This is a genomic window from Streptomyces sp. H39-S7, assembly GCF_027158205.1.
Lineage (GTDB): Bacteria > Actinomycetota > Actinomycetes > Streptomycetales > Streptomycetaceae > Actinacidiphila.
In genome coordinates this window covers 11,641-30,799 of sequence record NZ_JAPVLU010000006.1, presented here as the reverse complement: position 1 = coordinate 30,799, position 19,159 = coordinate 11,641, and the positions used below count along the sequence as shown (strand labels likewise).

17 protein-coding genes and 1 pseudogene are annotated in these 19,159 nt (G+C 70.9%); 11 read left to right on the top strand and 7 right to left on the bottom strand.

The window, feature by feature from the left end; all coding sequences use genetic code 11:
• Positions 1-25 precede the first annotated feature (25 nt).
• A complete protein-coding gene (locus O3X23_RS07515) occupies positions 26-583 on the bottom strand; it encodes an RNA polymerase sigma factor (RefSeq protein ID WP_269270408.1) in 558 nt (185 codons plus the stop codon).
• Positions 584-694: 111 nt separating this feature from the next.
• Between O3X23_RS07515 and O3X23_RS07510 the strand changes: the two genes are divergently transcribed.
• Entirely contained in the window at positions 695-1,054 is a 360-nt protein-coding gene (locus tag O3X23_RS07510) for an anti-sigma factor family protein (RefSeq protein WP_331283886.1), read from the top strand.
• A 59-nt stretch (positions 1,055-1,113) separates the two neighbouring features.
• Here O3X23_RS07510 and O3X23_RS07505 read toward each other — a convergent pair whose 3' ends face one another.
• From O3X23_RS07505 to O3X23_RS07495, 3 genes are all read right to left on the bottom strand, one after another.
• Positions 1,114-2,193, bottom strand: coding sequence for a methyltransferase domain-containing protein (locus O3X23_RS07505; protein WP_269270406.1), 1,080 nt, complete (start codon positions 2,191-2,193; stop codon positions 1,114-1,116).
• A gap of 251 nt (positions 2,194-2,444) precedes the next feature.
• Positions 2,445-3,212, bottom strand: coding sequence for a TVP38/TMEM64 family protein (locus O3X23_RS07500; protein WP_269270405.1), 768 nt, complete (start codon positions 3,210-3,212; stop codon positions 2,445-2,447).
• Positions 3,209-4,015 carry a class I SAM-dependent methyltransferase gene (locus O3X23_RS07495; protein ID WP_269270404.1) on the bottom strand — a complete coding sequence of 269 codons (807 nt, stop codon included), beginning with the start codon at positions 4,013-4,015 and terminating at the stop codon, positions 3,209-3,211. The genes O3X23_RS07500 and O3X23_RS07495 overlap by 4 nt, the downstream gene beginning before the upstream one ends.
• A 227-nt stretch (positions 4,016-4,242) precedes the next feature.
• Between O3X23_RS07495 and O3X23_RS07490 the strand changes: the two genes are divergently transcribed.
• The 8 genes from O3X23_RS07490 (at position 4,243) to mgtA (ending at position 15,127) form a co-directional block, all read left to right on the top strand.
• Positions 4,243-5,652, top strand: coding sequence for a dihydrolipoyl dehydrogenase family protein (locus O3X23_RS07490; RefSeq protein WP_269270403.1), 1,410 nt, complete (start codon positions 4,243-4,245; stop codon positions 5,650-5,652).
• Entirely contained in the window at positions 5,649-6,113 is a 465-nt protein-coding gene (locus O3X23_RS07485) for a MauE/DoxX family redox-associated membrane protein (protein WP_269270402.1), read from the top strand. Before O3X23_RS07490 ends, O3X23_RS07485 begins: the two co-directional genes overlap by 4 nt.
• Complete coding sequence (locus tag O3X23_RS07480; RefSeq protein WP_269270401.1) at positions 6,113-7,546, top strand: radical SAM domain-containing protein; 1,434 nt, start codon at positions 6,113-6,115, stop codon at positions 7,544-7,546. The genes O3X23_RS07485 and O3X23_RS07480 overlap by 1 nt, the downstream gene beginning before the upstream one ends.
• A 4-nt stretch (positions 7,547-7,550) precedes the next feature.
• Complete coding sequence (locus O3X23_RS07475; protein WP_269270400.1) at positions 7,551-8,339, top strand: MTAP family purine nucleoside phosphorylase; 789 nt, start codon at positions 7,551-7,553, stop codon at positions 8,337-8,339.
• Positions 8,336-9,010, top strand: a complete 675-nt coding sequence (locus O3X23_RS07470; RefSeq protein ID WP_269270399.1) for a TIGR04282 family arsenosugar biosynthesis glycosyltransferase — start codon at positions 8,336-8,338, stop codon at positions 9,008-9,010. The genes O3X23_RS07475 and O3X23_RS07470 overlap by 4 nt, the downstream gene beginning before the upstream one ends.
• Positions 9,007-9,711, top strand: coding sequence for a TIGR04283 family arsenosugar biosynthesis glycosyltransferase (locus tag O3X23_RS07465; RefSeq protein ID WP_269270398.1), 705 nt, complete (start codon positions 9,007-9,009; stop codon positions 9,709-9,711). Before O3X23_RS07470 ends, O3X23_RS07465 begins: the two co-directional genes overlap by 4 nt.
• Before the next feature lie 76 nt (positions 9,712-9,787).
• On the top strand, positions 9,788-11,464 hold the full coding sequence (locus O3X23_RS07460; protein ID WP_269270397.1) for a radical SAM protein: 1,677 nt from the start codon (positions 9,788-9,790) through the stop codon (positions 11,462-11,464).
• 1,035 nt (positions 11,465-12,499) lie between these two features.
• Positions 12,500-15,127 (top strand): magnesium-translocating P-type ATPase, encoded by a 2,628-nt coding sequence (mgtA, locus tag O3X23_RS07455; protein ID WP_269270396.1) that lies wholly within the window; start codon positions 12,500-12,502, stop codon positions 15,125-15,127.
• A 90-nt stretch (positions 15,128-15,217) separates the two neighbouring features.
• Here mgtA and O3X23_RS44110 read toward each other — a convergent pair whose 3' ends face one another.
• Positions 15,218-15,400 (bottom strand): hypothetical protein, encoded by a 183-nt coding sequence (locus tag O3X23_RS44110; RefSeq protein WP_443047788.1) that lies wholly within the window; start codon positions 15,398-15,400, stop codon positions 15,218-15,220.
• Positions 15,401-15,834: 434 nt separating this feature from the next.
• On the opposite strand from O3X23_RS44110, the gene tatA reads away from it, so the two are divergent.
• On the top strand, positions 15,835-16,119 hold the full coding sequence (gene tatA, locus O3X23_RS07445; protein ID WP_269270395.1) for a Sec-independent protein translocase subunit TatA: 285 nt from the start codon (positions 15,835-15,837) through the stop codon (positions 16,117-16,119).
• 14 nt (positions 16,120-16,133) lie between these two features.
• Here the strand turns inward: tatA and O3X23_RS07440 are convergent, their stop codons facing one another.
• Both O3X23_RS07440 and O3X23_RS07435 read right to left on the bottom strand, forming a co-directional pair.
• A complete protein-coding gene (locus O3X23_RS07440; protein WP_269270394.1) occupies positions 16,134-16,376 on the bottom strand; it encodes a hypothetical protein in 243 nt (80 codons plus the stop codon).
• A 255-nt stretch (positions 16,377-16,631) separates the two neighbouring features.
• Entirely contained in the window at positions 16,632-17,150 is a 519-nt protein-coding gene (locus O3X23_RS07435) for a MarR family winged helix-turn-helix transcriptional regulator (protein ID WP_269270393.1), read from the bottom strand.
• Positions 17,151-17,237: 87 nt separating this feature from the next.
• Here O3X23_RS07435 and O3X23_RS07430 point away from each other — a divergent pair.
• Positions 17,238-19,044, top strand: a pseudogene (locus tag O3X23_RS07430) (chloride channel protein).
• Positions 19,045-19,159 lie beyond the last annotated feature (115 nt).

The window sequence follows — 19,159 nt, the reverse complement described above, 5'->3', positions numbered from 1 at the left end:
GCACGCCGCCGCCATGGACGCCTCTTCACATCACACCTCGCTTCGGTGCCAGTCCTGCCGTGGCCAGCCGCGCCCGTATCCGCCTTCGCGCCCGGTGCAGCCGGCTCATCACGGTGCCTTCGGGCACGTCCAGCAGGTGGGCGGCCTCGGCATAGGTGAGGCCGTCGATGTCCACCAGCTGCACCACCTGGCGGTGCTTGTCCGGCAGCGCGCCCAGGGCCTCGTCCACCACCTCGTCGAACGCCTCACCCACCACGATCTCTTCCGCTGACCCGCTGGGGCCCGTGGTGCTGAGCCGGTCCAGATCGGTGTCCGGGTCGTCCAGGAGGTGGGGACGGCGGCGGCGGTGGCGGTTGATCTCGGCTCGCCGCATGATCGTCAGCAGCCACGCGCGTGGGTGCTTCCCGTCGAAGCGGTCCACGGCCCGGTAGGCGCGCAGAAGGGTGTCCTGCACGAGGTCCTCGGCATCCGCCGGCTGCGCGGTCAGCGTCATCGCCACCCGCAGCAGTACCTCCACCTCCGGCAGCACATAGGCGCCGAACGCCTGACCCCGAAGGTCCGCGGGGTCAGGCGGCGCTGACACTTCGTCTTCCACAGAGTGGAAACCCCCTCTCCCCGGACCCGCATTCCATCCTCTTCATCCTTCTGCTTTCCGCTCCCTGGCGCCACTGTGGTCAGCGGCGAGGTGAGGAGCATGTGCGGGGGCTGGAATGCTGCGTGCGGCGGGACGGGTTTCCGCGGTATGAGATGGCAGCGCGTTCCCGGGCCGGGGCGAGTGTGGGCGGAGTGCCGGGAGAAGGTACGGCATGTGCGGCTGCGGGGCAAGGTGGAGGCGTACGTCGACGGGCAGCTCACAGGTGCGCACCGCGTGCGGGTGGCCGCCCACATCGCCTGCTGCTGGGCATGCAGCGGCAGTCTGCAACTGCTGCGGCTGATCAAGGCGTCCCTCCGGCACCATCCCCAGCGGACGCCCCCGTCTCTCGCGTCAGCCCGGGTACGACGCTTCGCTCATCACCTCACCACGCCGCCGGGCCGGGACCAGCCCCGGCGTTGAAGGACACCGATCCCGCGCGAACCCTGCCGGCCGGGCGTCCCGGTGGCCCGGCGTCCCGGTCAGCAGCAGCCCGACGGTGCGCCCGTGGCCGACGCGGCTGCCCCGTCCACGGGATCGCAGGGGAACAGGCCGAAGTGGTGGCTCTTGTCTCCGGTGACGGTGAAGTGGGCCGCGTAGCGGGTGGCGGCGAGCATGTCGGCGGTGTTGCGGCAGATGAGCATCGGCTTGCCGGTGCGGAGGTGGTGGTGGTCGTCGAGGTCGAAGGCGTGCGGGTGTTCGGCGATGGTGCCGCGGTAGACGGCGACCTGGCCGTAGTCCTCGCAGCGGTCCTCCAGGGGGAGCTTGAAGGTGCGGACGGTGCGGGAGGTGAAGGCGGCGAAGCCGATCTTCTGCTCGATGTCCGGGTCGCTGATCTCCACCGGGGAGGTGGTGACGGTGCGGGCGTCCGGGCAGCCGGCGCGTTGAAGGATGCGGCGGAAGTCCTCGGTGTACAGGGCGCCGGCGAGGCATTCGCCGACGAGGACGGGGTCGTCGAGGAGGGGGGTGGGCAGGCGGCGGTCGGCGAAGATGTCGGAGAAGTACAGCTCGCCGCCGGGCCCCAGGACGCGGAAGATCTCGGCGAAGACGCGCGGCTTGTCCGGCGACAGGTTCAGGACGCAGTTGGAGACCACCACGTCCACGGAGGCGTCCGGGATGCCGGCCGTGGCCAGGTCTTCGATGTAGCCGTGGCGGAAGTCGGTGTTGGCGTAGCCGAACCGTTCGGCGTGCCAGTCCTGATGGCGGCGCGCCACGGCCAGCTGTTCCTCGGTCATATCGACGCCGATCACCCGGCCGGTGGGGCCGACCAGTTGGGACAGCACGTAGACGTCCCGCCCGCTGCCGCAGCCCAGGTCGAGCACAGTGGCCCCGTCAAGTGCGGGCGGGATGGGCGAACCGCAGCCGTAGAAACGCTCCATGACCTCGTCGTGCACCTGCGCGAGAGCCGCGGCGATGTGGGGCGGCGGCGCCGTGTCCGTGCAGCAGGCCGAGGTCTTCAGGTCCGCAGAGGAGGCGAGCACCTTTCCGTAGTAGTCCCTGACCGATTCCGCCACGGACGAGGGGGGCGTCTGCTGCCCCGGGGATACGTCAATCGTCGCCATGTCTCTCCCTGATGAGTGATCTCTCGTGCTCCGGCCGGTGGTTCGCCGGGCCGCGACGGGAACCCGCTGTGCGGCGGTTGTCATTCCCCCTGCGCTGTGCCGTGATCCGGACGGTCTCAGGTCAGCGGCGATCAACCACCGGTGTGCAGGGCTGATGCCGTCGGACGCGCTCCGAGGCGCGGTGGGCTTCCTCCACATCAGCACGGACTTGCTCCCTCACGGGACGTTCGTCGGCGGCGTCCCCCGGGTCGTCACCGCCTACCGGCAGTCGCGCCGGCCTCGACGCTGCGGGAGCGGATCAGCCGTGCCGCCCACCAGCCTCCCGCACTCAGCACGAGCAGAGAACTCACGGCGATCCGCAGCCCGGGGGAGCCGGGGTCGCCCAGGGAACCGCCGAGCCCGGTGTAGACGACGGTGCCCGGGATGATGCCCAGGGCCGTGGCTGTGACGTAGGAGGAGAAGCGGACACCGGCCACCCCCGCCCCGTAGTTGATCACCGAGAAGGGGAACAGCGGCACCAACCGCACAAGCAGCACGGCCGCGAACCCGCGGCGTGTCAGATAGGCGTCCAGCCGGGCCAGCCGCCCCGACCCGGCATAGCGGGCTACGACCGGACGCCCCAGCCAGCGGGCGAGGCCGAACGACAGGGCCGCACCCGCCGTCGCTCCCACGAGCACGGCCGCCACCCCCAGCGGCCACCCGAACAGCGCCCCCGCGGAGGCGGTCAGTACAGAGCCGGGCAGCAGCGCCGTCACGGCCAAGGCGTAGCAGACAGAGAAGACGACCGGCCCCCACATGCCGAGCGAGTCGACCCACTGGCGCACCTCGCGCAACAGGTCCCCGCCTCCCATTGCCACCCAGGCCCCGAGCGCCACCAGCAGGACCACGAGGACGGCCAGCCGTATCCACGCCGCGCGCGCCGGCCTTCGCGCCACCCCGACCGGGCTCGCATCGGAGCACGGGCCGGTGGCGGGCAGCGTGGGCTCGGTAGCGGAGGAGGGGGTTGACTGGTGGTTCATAGCGGCTCCTGTGACGGTGGTTCGGCGGGAAGGTCGGCCACCACGCGGCGCAGCGGCAGCTCCAGGCGTCGCCCCGGGGCCGCCCACCGTGCCAGGGAACGCTTGGCAGCCTGGGAGCGGTCGGGTGTCAGACCGGGCAGATACAGGGCATCGGCCAGCAGGGCCGCCGCGTCGGCCGAGTCGATGGCCAGGGTGAAGACACGCCGCTCGTCGCAGCGGACGCGGAAACCCGCCGTGCGCAGCACATCGGCCAGCCCGTCACGGGCCTGCGGGTTGGGCCACGGCTGGCGTACGGCGCGCAGGGCTGCCATCACCCGGAGCCAGCCGAGCATGCCGGACGGGGAGAGCCCGGACTGGGAGGGCACCAGCGCCGCGAGCACCCCGCCGGGCCGCAGCACACGCCGGATCTCCCCGAGGACCTGCGGCAGGGGGGTGACGACCGGCAGGCACATGGCCGCGCAGACCGCCCCCGCGCTCGCGAAGGCGGCCGGGAGCGCGTCCGCGCCGGCCCGGACCAGTGGTCCGCGGCCACGGCGTGCCGCTTCGGCGAGTTCTGCCGCCGACAGGTCGATCCCGACCCAGTCGGCGTCAGGGAGTTCGTCACGGGTGGGCGCCGAGCCACAGGCCAGATCGAGGACCGTGCCCTCGATACCGCGCAGCGGTTCGGCCAGCCAGGCGTAGGGGGAAGTATCGGCCAGGGAGAGCAGTTGCTCGGTGATACCGGGGTGCGCCTGGTGGTAGGCGCCGATGAAGCGCCGCCAGTCCGGTTCGTCCATCGAGCCCTCGCCCCTCGTCCGAGTCATGGGGACGGCTCGTCCCCGTGTGCTTTCCGTCGGGAACCCTGCCGGGCCGGCTCCGCATTCCGTTTCGGACACGCCGGACGCGGACGGATGACGCCTGGTCGCGCTGCTGACCGTGATCGTGGGTCTGAGAAAGGGGAAGGCCCAGACGGTGTCACCGGGTTTCCCTCACGTCCCGCGACCACGCACCGGCCGTCCCGACGGCGCACCGACCTAGGAGAGCCCGAACCATGAACAGGTACGACCTGGTGGTCATCGGCGGCGGCAGCGCCGGGCTGACCGCGGCCCGCACCGCCGGGCGCTTCGGCGCCCGCACGCTGCTCGTCGAGCGGGACCGGCTGGGCGGGGACTGCCTGTGGACGGGGTGCGTGCCGAGCAAGGCGCTGCTGCACGTGGCCGCCGACGTCCAGGCGGCCCGCCGCGCGGCTGCCTACGGGCTCCCGCCGGTGTCCGGCCGGGCCGACCTCGCGGCGGCCATGGCGGAGGTGAAGCGGGCGATCGGTGCGATCGAACCGCACGACTCGGCCGAGGCGCTCGCCCCGTACGGAGTCGACGTCACCTACGGCGCGGCGTCCTTCACCGGCCCGGGAACCCTGACCGCGGGCGAGAGCGAGGTCTCCTTCCGGTACGCGCTGATCGCCACGGGCTCCTCGCCGGCCCTGGTGCCGGTCCCCGGCCTGGCCGAGGCCGACCCGCTGACCAGCGACACCGTCTGGGGACTGTCCGAACTCCCACGCCGCCTGGTGGTGCTGGGCGGCGGGCCCATCGGCTGCGAGCTGGGCCAGGCGTTCGCCCGGCTCGGCTCACAGGTCACCCTCGTAGAAGCGATGGGCCGCCTGGTGCCCCGCGAGGAACCCCGGGCGGCACAGGTGTTGCGGGAGCGGCTGGAGGCCGAGGGTGTCACCGTGCTGACGGGCTACCGTGCCGAGAGTGTCGATGCCGATGCCGTCCACGGGCCCGGTGGCCTTCTCCTGTACGACGCGCTGCTGGCCGTCACGGGCCGCCGCGCCAACGTCCAGGGGCTCGGCCTGGAGGCGGCCGGTGTGGAGCTGACCGGCACCGGTCACGTCCGCACTGACGACCGGCTGCGCACCACCAACCACCGAATCTACGCCGCCGGTGACGTCACCAGCCGTTCGGCCTTCACCCACCTGGGCGGCACGCAGGGCGGAGCGGTCGCCGCCGACGCTCTCCTCGGCGTACGCCGGCCCATCGACTACCGGGCGGTGCCCTGGGTGACGTACACCGACCCCGAGATCGCCCGCGTCGGCCTCACCACCGACGAGGCACGCGAAGAGTACGGCGAGAGCGCACGCGTCCACACCCTGGAGAACGACCGGGTCGACCGGGCCGTCGCCGACGGCCGCACCGAAGGCTTCACCACCCTCGTGCTGGGCCCGCGCGGAAAGATCGTCGGAGCCACGGTGGTGTCTGCGAGGGCCGGGGAGACCATCGCCCATCTGGCGGCGGCGGTGCGCCTGGGCTGGACGCCCTCGGACTACGCGCGCACCGTGCACCCCTACCCCACGTACACCGACGGGCCCTGGCATACGGCGCTGGCCGATGTCTACGCCCGTCTGGCCCGGGGAAGCGGCGCCATCGGGGCGCTGCTGAAGCTCCGCAGAGCGGTGGTCCGATGATCCTCCGCATCGTCCTGGGCGCCGTCCTCTTGGCGATGGCGCTGGGCCAGCTCGCCTCGTTCGACGCGATGCCCGCCATCGTCACCACTTACGGCCTGACGTCCGGCGCGGCCTCAACCGCTCTGGCCGTGGCGTTGATCAACGCTGAGGCGGTGACGGCCGGCTGGTTCCTGGCCCGGCCCCGCTCCCGCGCTATCACGCCCGTGTGGCTGTACACGGGCGTCGCGGTGATGTGGTCGGCCCTCGCCGCCCAGGCGTTCGCCCGCGGGCTCGTCCTCGACAACTGCGGCTGCTTCGGGGCCAACCTCGCCCAGCCGCTGCGTTGGTACGTCCTCGTCGAGGACGCCCTGATGCTGCTGTACGCCTGGCTGCTGTGGCGCGGACTACGGCGAGCCCGGACCACCTCCCTCACCGCCGGGGCAGCCCTCGTGGCAGCCCGGAGACAGCAGGAGAACCACTGATGCGGATCATCACGGCACTGCGCGCCCTCGAAAATGCCACTCGCCCCTACGACACCGAGTTCGCCGAGGCCATGGAACGCCGCTGGGCGGAACTCCCCGAAGCCGCCAGAACTCCCGGCCAGATCCTGGGCCGGCACGGCGTCGGCTGCGAGGGCACCCACGGCGTCTTCCCCAAGTGCAACCTCAAGTGCACCCCCTGCTATCACTCCCGGGACGCCAACCAAGTACGCATCGACGGCCCCCACACCCACGACCAGATCGCCGCGCAGATGGCGCTGCTGCGTGAGCTGCGGGGCCCCCGCGCCCACACCCAGCTCATCGGCGGCGAGGTCAGCCTGCTCACCCCCGACGACCACGCCGCCGCGCTGACGATCATGCGGGAGCACGGCAGGGAACCGATGAGCTTCACCCACGGCGACTTCGACGACGACTACCTCACCCGCCTCGCACTCGGCCCGGATGGCACACGGCGTATCGGGCGGCTGTCCTTCGCCGCGCACTTCGACAAGTTCATGTATGGCAGGCGCGGCATCGAACGCCCGCCGGACGAGAAGTCGCTGAACCCGTACCGGGCACGGTTCGCCGCCATGTTCACCCGTCTGCGGCACGAGCACAGGGTTCGGTTCTTCCTCGCCCACAACATGACCGTCACTCCGGGCAACCTCGACGAGATCGCGGGCGTGATCCGCGACTGCCACGCCATGGGCTACGGCATGTTCTCCTTCCAGCCCGCCGCGTTCCTCGGCGACGAGCGGCGCTGGAAGGAGAAGTTCCGCGAGGCGACCCCGGACGCGGTGTGGGCGGAGATCGAGCGCGGCGCGGGGACCCGGCTGGACTACCGTGTCTTCGAGAACGGCGATGTACGCTGCAACCGGACCGCCTACGGCTTCTACGTGGGCAGCCGCTGGTATCCGTTCCTCGACGGCGACGACCCGCGCGACCTCGCCGTACGCGACGCGTTCTTCCGATACTTCGGAAAGGTCACCTTTACCGGAACCCCACCCGCCCTCCTCGCCGCCAGGGTCCTGCGGGTGGTGGCCCGCCACCCGTCCACGGCGGTGATGGCGCTTCGCTGGCTGGCCCGCACCGCCCGCCGCGTCGGGCTGCTGCGGCTGGCCCGCCACCGGATGCGGGTGCGCCCGGTCACGTTCGTCATGCATCAGTTCATGGACGCCGATGTCGTCGCCCCGGCCTGGGAGATGATGCAGCGCGGCGAGCAGGCCATGGAGCCCCGGCTGCGCGAGACCCAGGAGCGGCTGGCCGCCTGCCACTACGCCATGGCCCACCCCGAGAACGGCACCCTCGTCCCCGCCTGCGTGCAACACGCCGTACTCGACCCGGCCGAGAACGCGGCACTTCGCACCCTGTTGCCGATCGTCGAGGTCCGCACCACCGCCGGCCGCTCGTCCGGCATGTCACCGAAGGAGAAGTAGTTTCATGCGCATCGGTGTGATCACCGGCTCGGGCAGCTACGATTGGCCCCATCTGGAACGGGCCGCGGAGCGGATCGTCGTCACCGACCACGGCGAGGTCACCGTCACCGAGGGACGCCTGGGGGACGCGGAGATCGTTCAGCTGTCCCGGCACGGCGCCGGTCACCATCGGCTCTCCAGCCAGGTCGACCACAAGGCCAACCTGGCGGCCCTGCTGGCCTGCGAGACGGACGCCGTGGTGTCTTTCACCGTCTGCGGTTCCCTTGACCCGGATCTGCGGCCGGGCTCGCTGGTGGTCTTCGATGACCTGTACTTTCCCTCCAACCGGCTGCCCGATGGCACCCCCTGCACCTGGTACGACACCCCTGGCGAGGCGGGCCGCGGCCACTGGATCTTCGAGAAGCCCTTCAGCGAACCGCTGCGCCAAGCGCTGATCACCGCCGCCGGGCAGAGTGGGGTGCCCGTCGCGACGCAGGGTGTGTACGGGCACGTCGACGGGCCCCGGTTCAACTCGCGCCCGGAGGTGGCCGCCCTGGCCGCGGCCGGGGTCAGTGCCGTCAGCCAGACCGCGGGACCGGAGGTCGTCCTGGCCGGGGAAGCCGAACTGCCCATGGCACTGGTCGGTTTCGTCACCGACTACGCCAACGGCGTCGCCGCCGAACCGGAACCGGTACAGGCACTGCTGGACCGCATGGCGGCGAGCAAGGAGGTCTTCGCGACACTGGCAGAGCACGCGCTGCCCTCCCTGGACGCCGTGAGCGGGGCCGGATTCGTCTACCGGTTCAACGCGTGAACGCCGCCGGCCACCGGGGCACCCCCGCGATCCTGGTCATGGCCAAACCGCCCCTGCCGGGCACGGTCAAGACCCGGCTGCATCCCTTGCTGAGCCCGCTGCGCTGCGCGGAACTTCAGGCAGAACTCATGCGCCACACCGTGGAACTGGCCACCGCCCATGCCTCGCGGACCTACCTCGCCTACGCCCCGGACCACGGCAGGGACGCCATCAGCACGTCGGTGCCCGCCGATGTCCGGTTGCTGAGCCAGCGCGGTGAAGACCTCGGACAACGCCTGACCGCGGCCGTCACGGATGCCTTCGCCGACGGCGCGGGCCCGCTGTTGGTCATCGGCACCGATGCACCGACCCTCACCGGCGACCTTCTGACCGCCGCGTTCACCGCTCTTGAACACCATGACGTGGCACTGGGCCCGGCGTTCGACGGTGGCTACTACCTGATCGGTCTTCGAGCGCCCCACACCATGCTCTTCGCCCTCGCCCCGGATGTCTGGAGCACGGACCGGGTACTCGCAGCGACCCACACCCTCGCCGACGCCGAAGGACTGAGCATGGGAATGCAGCCTCCGCTGCGGGACCTGGACACCCCCGAGGACGCAGCCGCGCTCCTGACGGATCCGGCGCTGCCCCCGCCGATCGCCGCCCTGCTCCAGCCCAAGGAGAGGCCATGACGCCGGTGTCGATCATCGTCCCAGTGCTGAACGAAGAGGCCACGATCCACGATGCGGTGAGCCGCCTGTGCCGGGACTTCCCCGACTGCGAGCTGATCGTCGTGGACGGCGGCTCCACCGACGCCACCGCCGAACTCGCCGCTCGCCACGCCACCGTGATCGGCAGTGAGCGCGGCCGGGCCAAGCAGATGAACGAGGGCGCCCGGCACGCGTCCGGCGACATCCTATGGTTCATCCACGCCGACACCGCCATCGAGCCCGAAGCCCTGGGCCAGATCAGGGCCGCTCTCGCCGACCCGGCCGTGGTCGCAGGCGGCCTCACCCTCCGCTTCGACCGCCGGACACCCGCCCTGAACTACCTCGCGTGGACATCCAACGCCCGCGCGCGGCGCCTCCACCACATCTTCGGCGACCAGGCCATGTTCATCCGCCGCACCGCCTTCGACGCCCTCGGCGGCTTCCCCGACCTGGCCATCATGGAGGACCTGGAGATGTCGCGGCGCCTGCACCGCCGCGGCCAACTGCGCCTGCTGCACGCCACCTCGACAGCCTCCTCACGCCGGCTGATCGCTCACGGGACCTGGCGCATGATCGCCTTCATGCAGTACCTCAAGCTGCTCTACTTCGTCGGCGTCGACCCCCAGGCTATCCACGCCCGCTACACCGCAGGCCCCCGCCTCCTGCCGAACAGAAGCCCCTGAGCGGCACGAACCGGACGCACCTAAAGGCTCCCTTTCCCCTTTCCCCTTTCGCCTCGATACTTTTGGAGACCGCCTCATGCGCATCGCAGTCTGCGGAGGGCCCTACGGGAACCCGTACGCCCTCCAGGCGTTCGTCGACGATGCCCGCGCCCGGGGCGCCGAGCGGCTGTTGTGCCTGGGCGACCTCGGCGGATTCGGCGCCGACGTGAACGCGTTGTGGCCGATCCTGACCGACAACACCGTCGAGTGCGTCGCCGGGAACTACGACGTGGCCATCGCCCGGGGCGACACCGACTGCGGCTGCGGCTACCGCGACGCCAAGGACAACGAGTACGCCCAACTCATCTACGACCACACCCTCGCCACCACCGGCCGCGACTTCGCCGCCTGGATGGGCACCCTGCCCACCGAACACCGGGAGACCATCGACGGCGTCGACGTCCACATGGTCCACGGCTCGACCCTGGCCTTGAACGACTTCTGGTGGGAGTCGCTCCCCGAGGAGCAGCACCGCCTGCGAACCGAGGCGTCCGGGGCCGACGTCGTGCTGTGCACCCACAGCGGCCTGCCCTGGCAGCGGCGCATCGGCGACACCCTCACCGTCAACGTCGGCGTGCTCGGCAAACCCGCCAACGACGGCCGCCGCGAGGTCTGGTACGCGATTCTCGACCTCTCCGACGGGCACGTCAGCGCCGAACTGATCCCGCTCACGTACGACTGGCGGGCGCAAGCCGCCTCGATGCGCGCCGCAGGACTCCCCGAGATCTTTACCGAGACCATCGAGACCGGCTGGTGGACCACCTGCCTGGAGATCCTGCCGCCGCGTGAGCGTTCTCAGGGCCGCTACCACCTCTACCGCTCCACCCTGCCCTCCGGCTTCCGCTCGGCGGACGACGGCTGGGGAGAGACCGGCCCCCAGGCCCTTCAGGGCGACCGGCCAGTGGTCCCGCTTTTCGGGACCCCCTACTTCCCGTCACGGCTGTGGATCTACACCAACTTCCACTGCAACCTGGCCTGCGACTACTGCGCAGTCGCCTCCTCCCCCAAGGCGGCTCCCCGCACCCTGCCCACCGACACCTTCCGCACCCTCGTCGACGAGGCCGTACAGGCCGGGTTCGCCGAGCTGTACCTCACCGGTGGCGAGCCCTTCCTCCACCCGGACATCGTCGGCCTCCTCGACTACGCCTCCGCCGAACTGCCCACCGTCGTGATGACCAACGCCATGCTGCTGCGAGGCCCGCGTGCCGCCGGCCTCGCGGATCTGGCCGGCCGCAAACTCACCGTCCAGACGTCCCTGGACGGCGCCACCGCCCACACCCACGACCTCCACCGCGGTTCCGGCTCCTGGCAGCGCACCCTCGACGGCATCCGCCACCTGATCGGCATGGGACTGCCTCCGCGCGTCGCCCTCACCGAAACCCCGGAAAACACAGACGAGGTCCCCGCGGTCGCCGAACTGCTGGCCGGACTCGGCCTGCCCGGCGGCCGCTTCGCCGTACGCCCGCTACTGCGCCGCGGATTCGCCGAGACCGGAGTGGAGATCGGCGAGGACTCCAGCATCCCCGAACTGACCGTCACCGCCGACGGACTGCACTGGCACCCCGCCGGCGCCGACCTCGTCACCAGCCCCGACCTGTACCTCTTGCCCGCCGGAGCCTCGCTCGCGGCGGGCAAACAGCTGGTCACCGAGCGGTTCTTCGCCGCCCGCCTCACCGACGGCACCCTGCCCCGCCCCGTCCACTGCGCCATCTGACCCGTACCCGTACGGAAAGGAAGTCGACCATGCAGCGACACGTCGCGATCCTCGGCGCCGGACCCGTCGGCCTCGACGCCGCTCTCGCCTGCACCGACGCCGGATGGACGTTCACCGTCTACGAAGCCGGGGAGACCGTCGCCGCCCACGTGCGGGCCTGGGGCCATGCCCGCCTCTTCACCCCGTGGGACCTGAACGTCTCGGGCCGGATGCGGACCCACCTGCCGGACGCCCCGACCGGCGACGACTGCCCCAGAGGGGCCGAACTGGCCACCCGCCTGCTCGACCCCCTCGCCGCACTGCCCGCCGTCCAAGGCCGGATCAGGCTACGCACCCGCGTAGCCGGCATCGCCCGCACCGGCCTGCTCAAACACGAGCACATCGGCACCGACACCCGCACCGCCGCACCCTTCACCCTCCTCCTGGACACTCCCGACGGCGAGGACACCGCCCAGGCGGATCTCGTCCTGGACTGCACGGGTACCTACTCCCACCCCAACACCCTGGGCCCCGGCGGCATCCCCGCCCCCGGCGAACGCGCCCTCGCCGACCGCATCACCCGTACCCTCCCGGACACCGGCGACGCCGGCCGCTGGGCGGGCACCGTCCTGCTCGTCGGCGCCGGAAAATCCGCCCAGACCGCGGCCCGCGACCTCGCCGCCCTGCCCAGCACCCGTGTCCAGTGGGCGGTGCGCGGTACGGCGCCCGACTGGGGCGCGGTACCGGACGACACACTGCCCGGCCGCCAGCACCTCGTGGACACCTCCCGGGCCCTCGCCGACGGCGCCAACGACCGGCTCACCGTCCACACCGGCGCCCACGTCCAGGCCCTCAGCCCCGACGGTGACCGGGTCCGCGCCCATCTCGCCACCGAGGGCGGCCCGCGCGAGGTCGTCTGCGACCACGTCGTGGCGCTGACCGGCTACACCGGCGACGCCTCCCTCTACCGGCAGTTGCAGGTCCACGAGTGCTACGCCACCGGCGCCCCCATGAACCTCTCCGCCGCCCTCCTCGGCTCCGCGGGCGGCGACTGTCTTGCCCAGCCGTCCGTCGGGATCGAGGCGCTGCGCAACCCCGAGCCGCACTTCTTCATCCTGGGCGCCAAGTCCTACGGCCGCCTCAACACCTTCCTGCTGCGCACCGGATACCAGCAGATCGACCAGCTCGCCGCGGCCTAGGCTTGCCGCGCAGCGCCCCGCCTCCTGGCCGCTGCGTTTCGTAGGCAGCCTGAGGGATCCGTTCACCGCGGTGCTGCTCTGCCTGGGCCTGGTGTCGGCCGCCGTCACCTCCTGGGCAACGGCCTGCGTGATCGCGGTGCTGGTCGCGGTCAGCTGTGCGCTGCGCTCCAGCGGGGAGTACCAGGCGGACCGGTCCACAACCGCGCTGCGTGAGCTCGTCGCCACCACCGCGACCGTCCAGCGGCGTTCCGACACGGCCGGAGCGTCACTGGCCCGGGAGATTCCCGTCGATCAACTGGTTCCAGGTGATGTGATCAGGATCGGGCCGGGTGACCTGGTGCCTGCGGATGTGCGGCTGTTGCGCGCCTGCGGCCTGACCGTGCGGCAGGCGCCGCTCACGGGAGAGTCCGCGCCGGTCGCCAAATACCCCGTCGATACTCCCGCTGATCCTGACACGGCCCTGTTCGATCAGCCGCACCTGTGCTTTCTAGGCAGCAGCGTGGCTTCCGGCAGCGGCACCGCGGTCGTCGTCGCGACCGGCGAGGCCACCCAGCTGGCGAGTACCTACCGAGAGCCCGCGCGGCGGCGGCGCGAGACCACATTCGACCGCTCCGTGAACAGGATCTCCTGGACTCTCATCCGATTCATGCTGGTGACCCCGCCGCTTGTCCTGATGGCTGATGCGGCCGTGCGCGGGCGTGGGCTGGAAACCCTGCCGTTCGGGGTGGCAGTGGCGGTGGGTCTGACCCCCGAGATGCTGCCCGTCCTCGTCACCACGGCACTGGCCCGGGGTGCGGCTGTCCTCGCACGGGACAGCGAGGTGATCGTCAAGCGGCTGCCGGCGCTGCACGACCTGGGCGCGATCGATGTCCTGTGTACGGACAAGACCGGCACCCTGACCCAGGACCGGCCAATCCTGGACTGCCATGTGGACCCGGAGGGCCGCAGCGATCCCGAGGTGCACTGGGCCGCCGTCAACAGCCTGTGGACACTGCAACTCGCTGATCTGCCGGCCCCGGACGCCCTGGACGAAGCGATCCTGGAAGCAACCGAAGATTGCGGCGACGAACTGCTGGCCTACGACGGCGTTGCCGCCCGGCCCTTCGACGCGATCCGCCGCAGTTCGTGCGCGGTGGTGCGCCGGCCGGGCCGAAAGGGCCTGCCGGGCGGGCACACTCTGGTCGTCAAGGGCGCGGTCGGGGACGTGCTGGAGCGGTGTACCCGGCTGCGGGCCGGTGGTCACGAGGTGGATTTGGACGCCACCGCCCTGGAGCGTGTGCGTCGTCTCGCCGCGATCCAGGCCGAGGGCGGCCTGCGGCTGCTGGCCATCGCCCTTGCCGATCGTCCGGCGCTACTGGGCCCGTACACACCTGCTGACGAGCGTGGTCTGACCTTCATCGGCTTTGTCGGACTGCGCGATGCCCTGACGCCCACTGCCGCCGACGCGCTGTCGGTCCTGGCCCGCCGGGGTATCGCCGTGAAGGTCCTCTCCGGCGACCATCCGGGCACCACTGCCCGCGTCTGCCAGGACCTGGGCCTGGATCCCGGCGAGGTCGTCACCGCGGAGCGGGTCGATGGCCTGACGGGCGCAGCCCTGGCAGAGCTGGCCGGCCGCAGCACGGCCTTCGCGCGTTGCACGCCCGAGCACAAGGCCCGCATCGTCGGCGCATTGCGAGACGGCGGCCACACCACAGGCTTCCTGGGCGACGGCGTCAACGACCTGCCCGCGCTGCAGGCCGCCGATGTGGGGATCTGCCCGCGTGACGCAGTTGATGTCGTGCGTGAGAGCGCCGATGTAGTGCTCGCCGCAAAGGACCTCACCGCCATCGACGACGCGATTCTCGCCGGACGCCGCAGCAGCGGAAATATTGCGACCTATCTGCGCACCACCCTGTCCTCCAACCTCGGCAACGTCATCTCGATACTGGTCGCCGGGCTGCTGCTGCCGTTCCTCCCGATGCTTCCGGCGCAGGTACTGGCGCAGAACCTGTGCTTCGACGCCGCACAGCTAGCCTTCGCCTTCGACCGCCCTGGTCCTGCCGCGCTGCGGCGGCCTGCCGTCTTGTGGCCGCGTGACTTCCTGCGCTTCATCACCGGTTTCGGCCTCCTCAACGCCACAGCCGACCTGGTGACCTTCGGAGTGCTGGTGCTCGCGGTGCACGGAGCGGGCCGTCCCGGCGGTCAAGCGTCCTTCCACGCCGGGTGGTTCACCGAGAACCTCCTCACCCAGGCGCTGGTGATGCTCGTCCTGCGTACCGGACGCCGGGCCGCCGAGGGCCGCGCCCCTACGTCGGTCCGTTTCGCAACCACCCTGCTGGCCGCCATCGGAGTGCTGCTGCCGCTCTCACCCCTCGGTCCCGCGCTGGGTATGGCCGTTCTGCCATCCCTCTACTACCTGCTGGTCGCCGCCGTTCTCGCGTTGTACGGGGCGGGGCTGATCGCTGCCAAGGCGTTCTACGAGCGGCGCGTCGCCAACCCGCTGTAGGACGGCAGGGCCCAAGCCGCTGCGGCGGGCCGGCTCATCCGTACGACAGGTTGGAGCAGGAGTCGTCGTCGGCGGATTGTGCCATGTCGGTCACGCCAGGGGGCAGGCCGGGTTGCCCTGAGCGGTGTTGCCGACCGAGAAGGCCGATTTGAACTTGACGTTGCTCTGGAGCTTGGTCCAGTTGCCGTCGGGCAGCTTGCTGGCGGGGACGTCGACAAGGGTGTCGCGCGGGAAACGGCGTGCTTGCTGTCGGCGTAGATGTGCAGCAAGCACGCGGTGCCCGAGCGGCCGACGTCTCCCTTGCCACCGCCAGGACCGCTGTTGTCGCCCGATCGCGAGTCGGAACCGATGACCAGGACTTTCTGCCCGGCGGTGGAGGCTTTGGTCCGGCTCTCGTGGGAGACGCCGTCCGCATCGAAGGTGTTGATGTTTCCGTTGAGGTGGACGTAGGCCCATCCCGCGCCCGCGACGAGCATTACCAGGATCGCAACCACTATCGCGGCGGCGATTCGCCGGGGGCTGCAAGGTCGTTCTCGTCCCGGCCCGCCTTGGCTGCCTGCCCTGTCTGCCCCTCATGCGTGCGGCTTCCGGACAGGAGACGGCCCAGCCCGACCGTTGGTTGTACAGTTGCGCAATGTAGCAAGTTAATCTGTGGACGCGGCCTCCCGGGTCTGCGATCCCGATGACGAGGAAACTGTGGGGCGTCGATGCTGCGCAACGGTCTGGAACCCTGGCACCTGCTGGTCGTGGCGCTCGTGGTGCTTGTGCTGTTCGGCTCGAAGAAACTGCCGGACACCGCCCGCGCGCTGGGCAAGTCGATGCGGATCCTCAAGAGCGAGGCCAAGGCCATGAAGGACGATGGGGCACCGGCGGCCGCCTCCTCTGCGCCCGCACCGGGCGAGTCGGTAACACCGCTCACCATCCAGACTGCCCCCGGCGACACCACCTCCGCTCGCCCGGTGCACGAGGACAGGCCCGCCACTCCCCGTTGAAATGCGACCGCGGGTCAGGGACTGGCCGCGTCGAAGCGGTAGCGCACCGGCTCCGTTGTCGAGCGCGAGTCGCGGCGGTAGACGTAAATGGCCTGTATGTGAGCCTGCGTCTGGCCGTTGGATGAGGGAGTTTCCAGCTCGCAGGGGAAAGTCACCTGCAGCACCCACGGCCGGTCGATTACCCGTATCCGGAGCCCATTTCCGGGACCGCCGTCGAGCACGGCCGTCTCCCGCCCCACAGCGTCGTATGGCTTCATGGCCAACACTTTAGAGCTTGCGCAACTCTCAGAGCGTTGCGGGTGTCGTGGACCTTCACGGCGACGGATCAGGTCGCGTCCGGATCGAAGGGCGGACGCTCGTCCTGGACGGCGGCTCTCGTCGCAACCGGTTCCGGTGTGGCGTCGGCCAGTACCTGGTTCACGTAGCAAGCGTTGCGGAGCTCATCCAGCCGCAGGTCCTCTTCGCCCAGCAAGTGCTTGCGGACAAACGCTTTGCCGCGGGTCCCACGCGGATCAGGAGGTGGCGGGTTCTGGCCAGCCCAGCGGGTACAGGTCCGTTCCCGTGGGGGCGGCGGGCTCGCCTCCCGCCTCGGCGAAGGCGGTCAGGGCGTCGACGAGCGCCTGTCGCTGGTCGGGGGTGACGCGGGCGACGATCGCGGCGATCTCGTCGCGGCGCCGGGCGGTGGCCTCGTCGACGATGCGGCGGCCGGCCGCAGTGAGCTCCAGGAAGTTCTCCCGCCGGTTTCCGGGATTGACCTGGCGGGAGGCGAGTCCCGCGGCGATCAGGCGGTCGATCATGCGCATCGCGGTCGATGGGTTGACGCCCAACTGCTCGGCGAGGACCACGAGTTTGGTGGCGCCCTGCGTGGAGAGCACCACCAGGAGTCGGAACTGCGGCAAGGTGACCGCGTCCTCCATGGCGGCCAGTGAGCGCGCGGAGACGGCCACCAGTACACGTGAGGCGGTCAGCACCGCGCGGGTCACCGCATCGACGTCATCCGTGCCCGGCAGGGGCTGCGCGTTCTGGCTCATGCCCCCCTTTCTACCCCCCACGTGCCGGGGTGCCATCCCCTCGACTATCTTTGCATAATGCAAACGTAGTGTTGAGGAGGCAGAACCATGAGCAGTTCCCGCATTCGGGACCCCGCCCCATCGGCGATCGGCACGGTGCCCCTGCGGCCGGGGCGCCCGTCGGTGGTGACTGGGCTGCGTGAGGCTCCGTGGGGTCTGACGGTCCTGGCGCTGCTGATCGGCGCGGGGGCCGGGCTCGGTTCGATCGCCTTCCGCTGGCTGATCCAGACCTTCACCCGGCTGTTCTCCGGACACGCCGACTACGCCGGCGCCGGCCATGCCGCCAACCCGCACGTCCCGTGGCTGGGCGTGTACTTCGTGCTGCTGGCCCCGATCGTGGGCGGCTTGCTCTACGGGCCGCTGGTCGACCGCTTCGCCAAGGAAGCGCGCGGCCACGGCGTGCCCGAGGTGATGCTGGCCGTCGCCCAGCGCGGCGGCCGCATCAACCCCAACGTCTCCGTCGTGAAAGCCCTCGCCTCGGCGCTGTGTATCGGCTCCGGCGGCTCGGTGGGCCGCGAGGGCCCGATCGTACAGATCGGCTCCGCCCTCGGCTCCACCCTGGGCCGCTTCGTCAAGGTCGGCGAAGGCCGGATGCGGCTGCTGGTCGCATGCGGCGCGGCCGGCGGCATCGCCGCCACCTTCAACGCCCCACTGGCCGGGGTGTTCTTCGCCATGGAGCTGATCCTGGGCGACTTCGCCGTCGAATCCTTCGGCGCCGTCGTCATCGCCAGTGTCGCCGCCAGCGTCATCGGGCGTGCCGCGTTCGGCGACACAGCGTTCCTGACGCTGCCCGCCTTCCACATCGACCACGTGGCCCAGTACCCGCTGTTCGCGCTGCTCGGCATCGCCGCCGGCGCGGTCGGCGTCGGCTTCACCCGCATCCTCTACCTCATCGAGGACGCCTGCGACTGGGCCTGGCGCGGCCCCGAATGGCTGCGCCCCGCCGCCGGAGGCATCCTGCTGGGCGTCCTGCTCCTGGTCCTGCCCGGAGATGTACGGGGTCGGCTACCCCGTCCTGCAGAACGCGGCCCAGGGACAGTACGCCGCCGGTTTCCTGCTGCTCCTGCTCGCGGGCAAGATCCTCGCGACCAGCCTGACCATCGGCATCGGCGGCTCGGGCGGCGTCTTCGCCCCCAGCCTGTTCATTGGCGCGATGCTCGGCGCCGCCTACGGCAGCGCCGCCCACGGCCTGCTGCCCGGCACCGCCGGCGCGGCCGGCGCCTACGCCCTGGTCGGCATGGGCGCGGTCTTCGCCGGGGCCTCCCGCGCACCGATCACCGCGGTGGTCATCCTGTTCGAACTGACCGGCCAGTACACGATCATCCTGCCCCTGATGCTCGCCATCGTCGCCGCCACCCTCACCAGCCGTCTGCTGTCCCGCGACACCATCTACACCCTCAAACTCCGCCGCCGGGGCATCGACCTCACCGCGCCCGCCGCCGGCGCCCGCCTGGGCAGCCAGACGGTCGCCACCGTCCTGGAGGAGCTACCCGCCCCGCTTCCGGCCATCACCGCACTCACCGACGCCGCCCGCCTGCTGAGCCTGTCCGACCACGGCGTATTGCCCGTCCTGGACTCCGACGGCAACTACCTAGGCACGCTCACTGCTCGCACCGTCGCTGAAGCCCTGGCCGAAGGAACGGGCGGTGAATACGAAGGCCCGTCCACCGCGGGTGAACTGGCCGAACTCCCCGGCCCCGTCACGGTCGACATGTCCCTGGCCACTGCCCTGCACGTCCTGGTGGCAACTCCGGGCACCGGCCTGCCGGTCCTGGACCCGCACCACACCCAGTTGGTGGGGTGGCTCACCCACCAAAGTGCCCTGCGCGCCCTGGGTTCGCCCTCCCCAGTGTGACAGCGCCGCGAGCCCGACCCCCTTTCAGGCCCACGGGCCCGTGTATTCCGCGGCCCCTCGGCGCGGACAGGCGTGAACACCATCAGGGATGCGCCAAGGGACCGTAGGGGTCGTG

Excerpts from the sequence above, each read along its gene's own strand:
- O3X23_RS07460 (WP_269270397.1), top strand. The coding sequence starts at position 9,788 with ATGCGCATCGCAGTCTGCGGAGGGCCCTACGGGAACCCGTACGCCCTC.
- O3X23_RS07505 (WP_269270406.1), bottom strand. The coding sequence starts at position 2,193 with ATGGCGACGATTGACGTATCCCCGGGGCAGCAGACGCCCCCCTCGTCC.
- O3X23_RS07440 (WP_269270394.1), bottom strand. The coding sequence starts at position 16,376 with ATGAAGCCATACGACGCTGTGGGGCGGGAGACGGCCGTGCTCGACGGC.
- O3X23_RS07510 (WP_331283886.1), top strand. The coding sequence starts at position 695 with ATGTGCGGGGGCTGGAATGCTGCGTGCGGCGGGACGGGTTTCCGCGGT.
- O3X23_RS07475 (WP_269270400.1), top strand. The coding sequence starts at position 7,551 with ATGCGCATCGGTGTGATCACCGGCTCGGGCAGCTACGATTGGCCCCAT.
- O3X23_RS07485 (WP_269270402.1), top strand. The coding sequence starts at position 5,649 with ATGATCCTCCGCATCGTCCTGGGCGCCGTCCTCTTGGCGATGGCGCTG.
- O3X23_RS07495 (WP_269270404.1), bottom strand. The coding sequence starts at position 4,015 with ATGACTCGGACGAGGGGCGAGGGCTCGATGGACGAACCGGACTGGCGG.
- O3X23_RS07435 (WP_269270393.1), bottom strand. The coding sequence starts at position 17,150 with ATGAGCCAGAACGCGCAGCCCCTGCCGGGCACGGATGACGTCGATGCG.
- O3X23_RS07500 (WP_269270405.1), bottom strand. The coding sequence starts at position 3,212 with ATGAACCACCAGTCAACCCCCTCCTCCGCTACCGAGCCCACGCTGCCC.
- O3X23_RS07480 (WP_269270401.1), top strand. The coding sequence starts at position 6,113 with ATGCGGATCATCACGGCACTGCGCGCCCTCGAAAATGCCACTCGCCCC.
- O3X23_RS07490 (WP_269270403.1), top strand. The coding sequence starts at position 4,243 with ATGAACAGGTACGACCTGGTGGTCATCGGCGGCGGCAGCGCCGGGCTG.
- O3X23_RS07465 (WP_269270398.1), top strand. The coding sequence starts at position 9,007 with ATGACGCCGGTGTCGATCATCGTCCCAGTGCTGAACGAAGAGGCCACG.
- tatA (WP_269270395.1), top strand. The coding sequence starts at position 15,835 with ATGCTGCGCAACGGTCTGGAACCCTGGCACCTGCTGGTCGTGGCGCTC.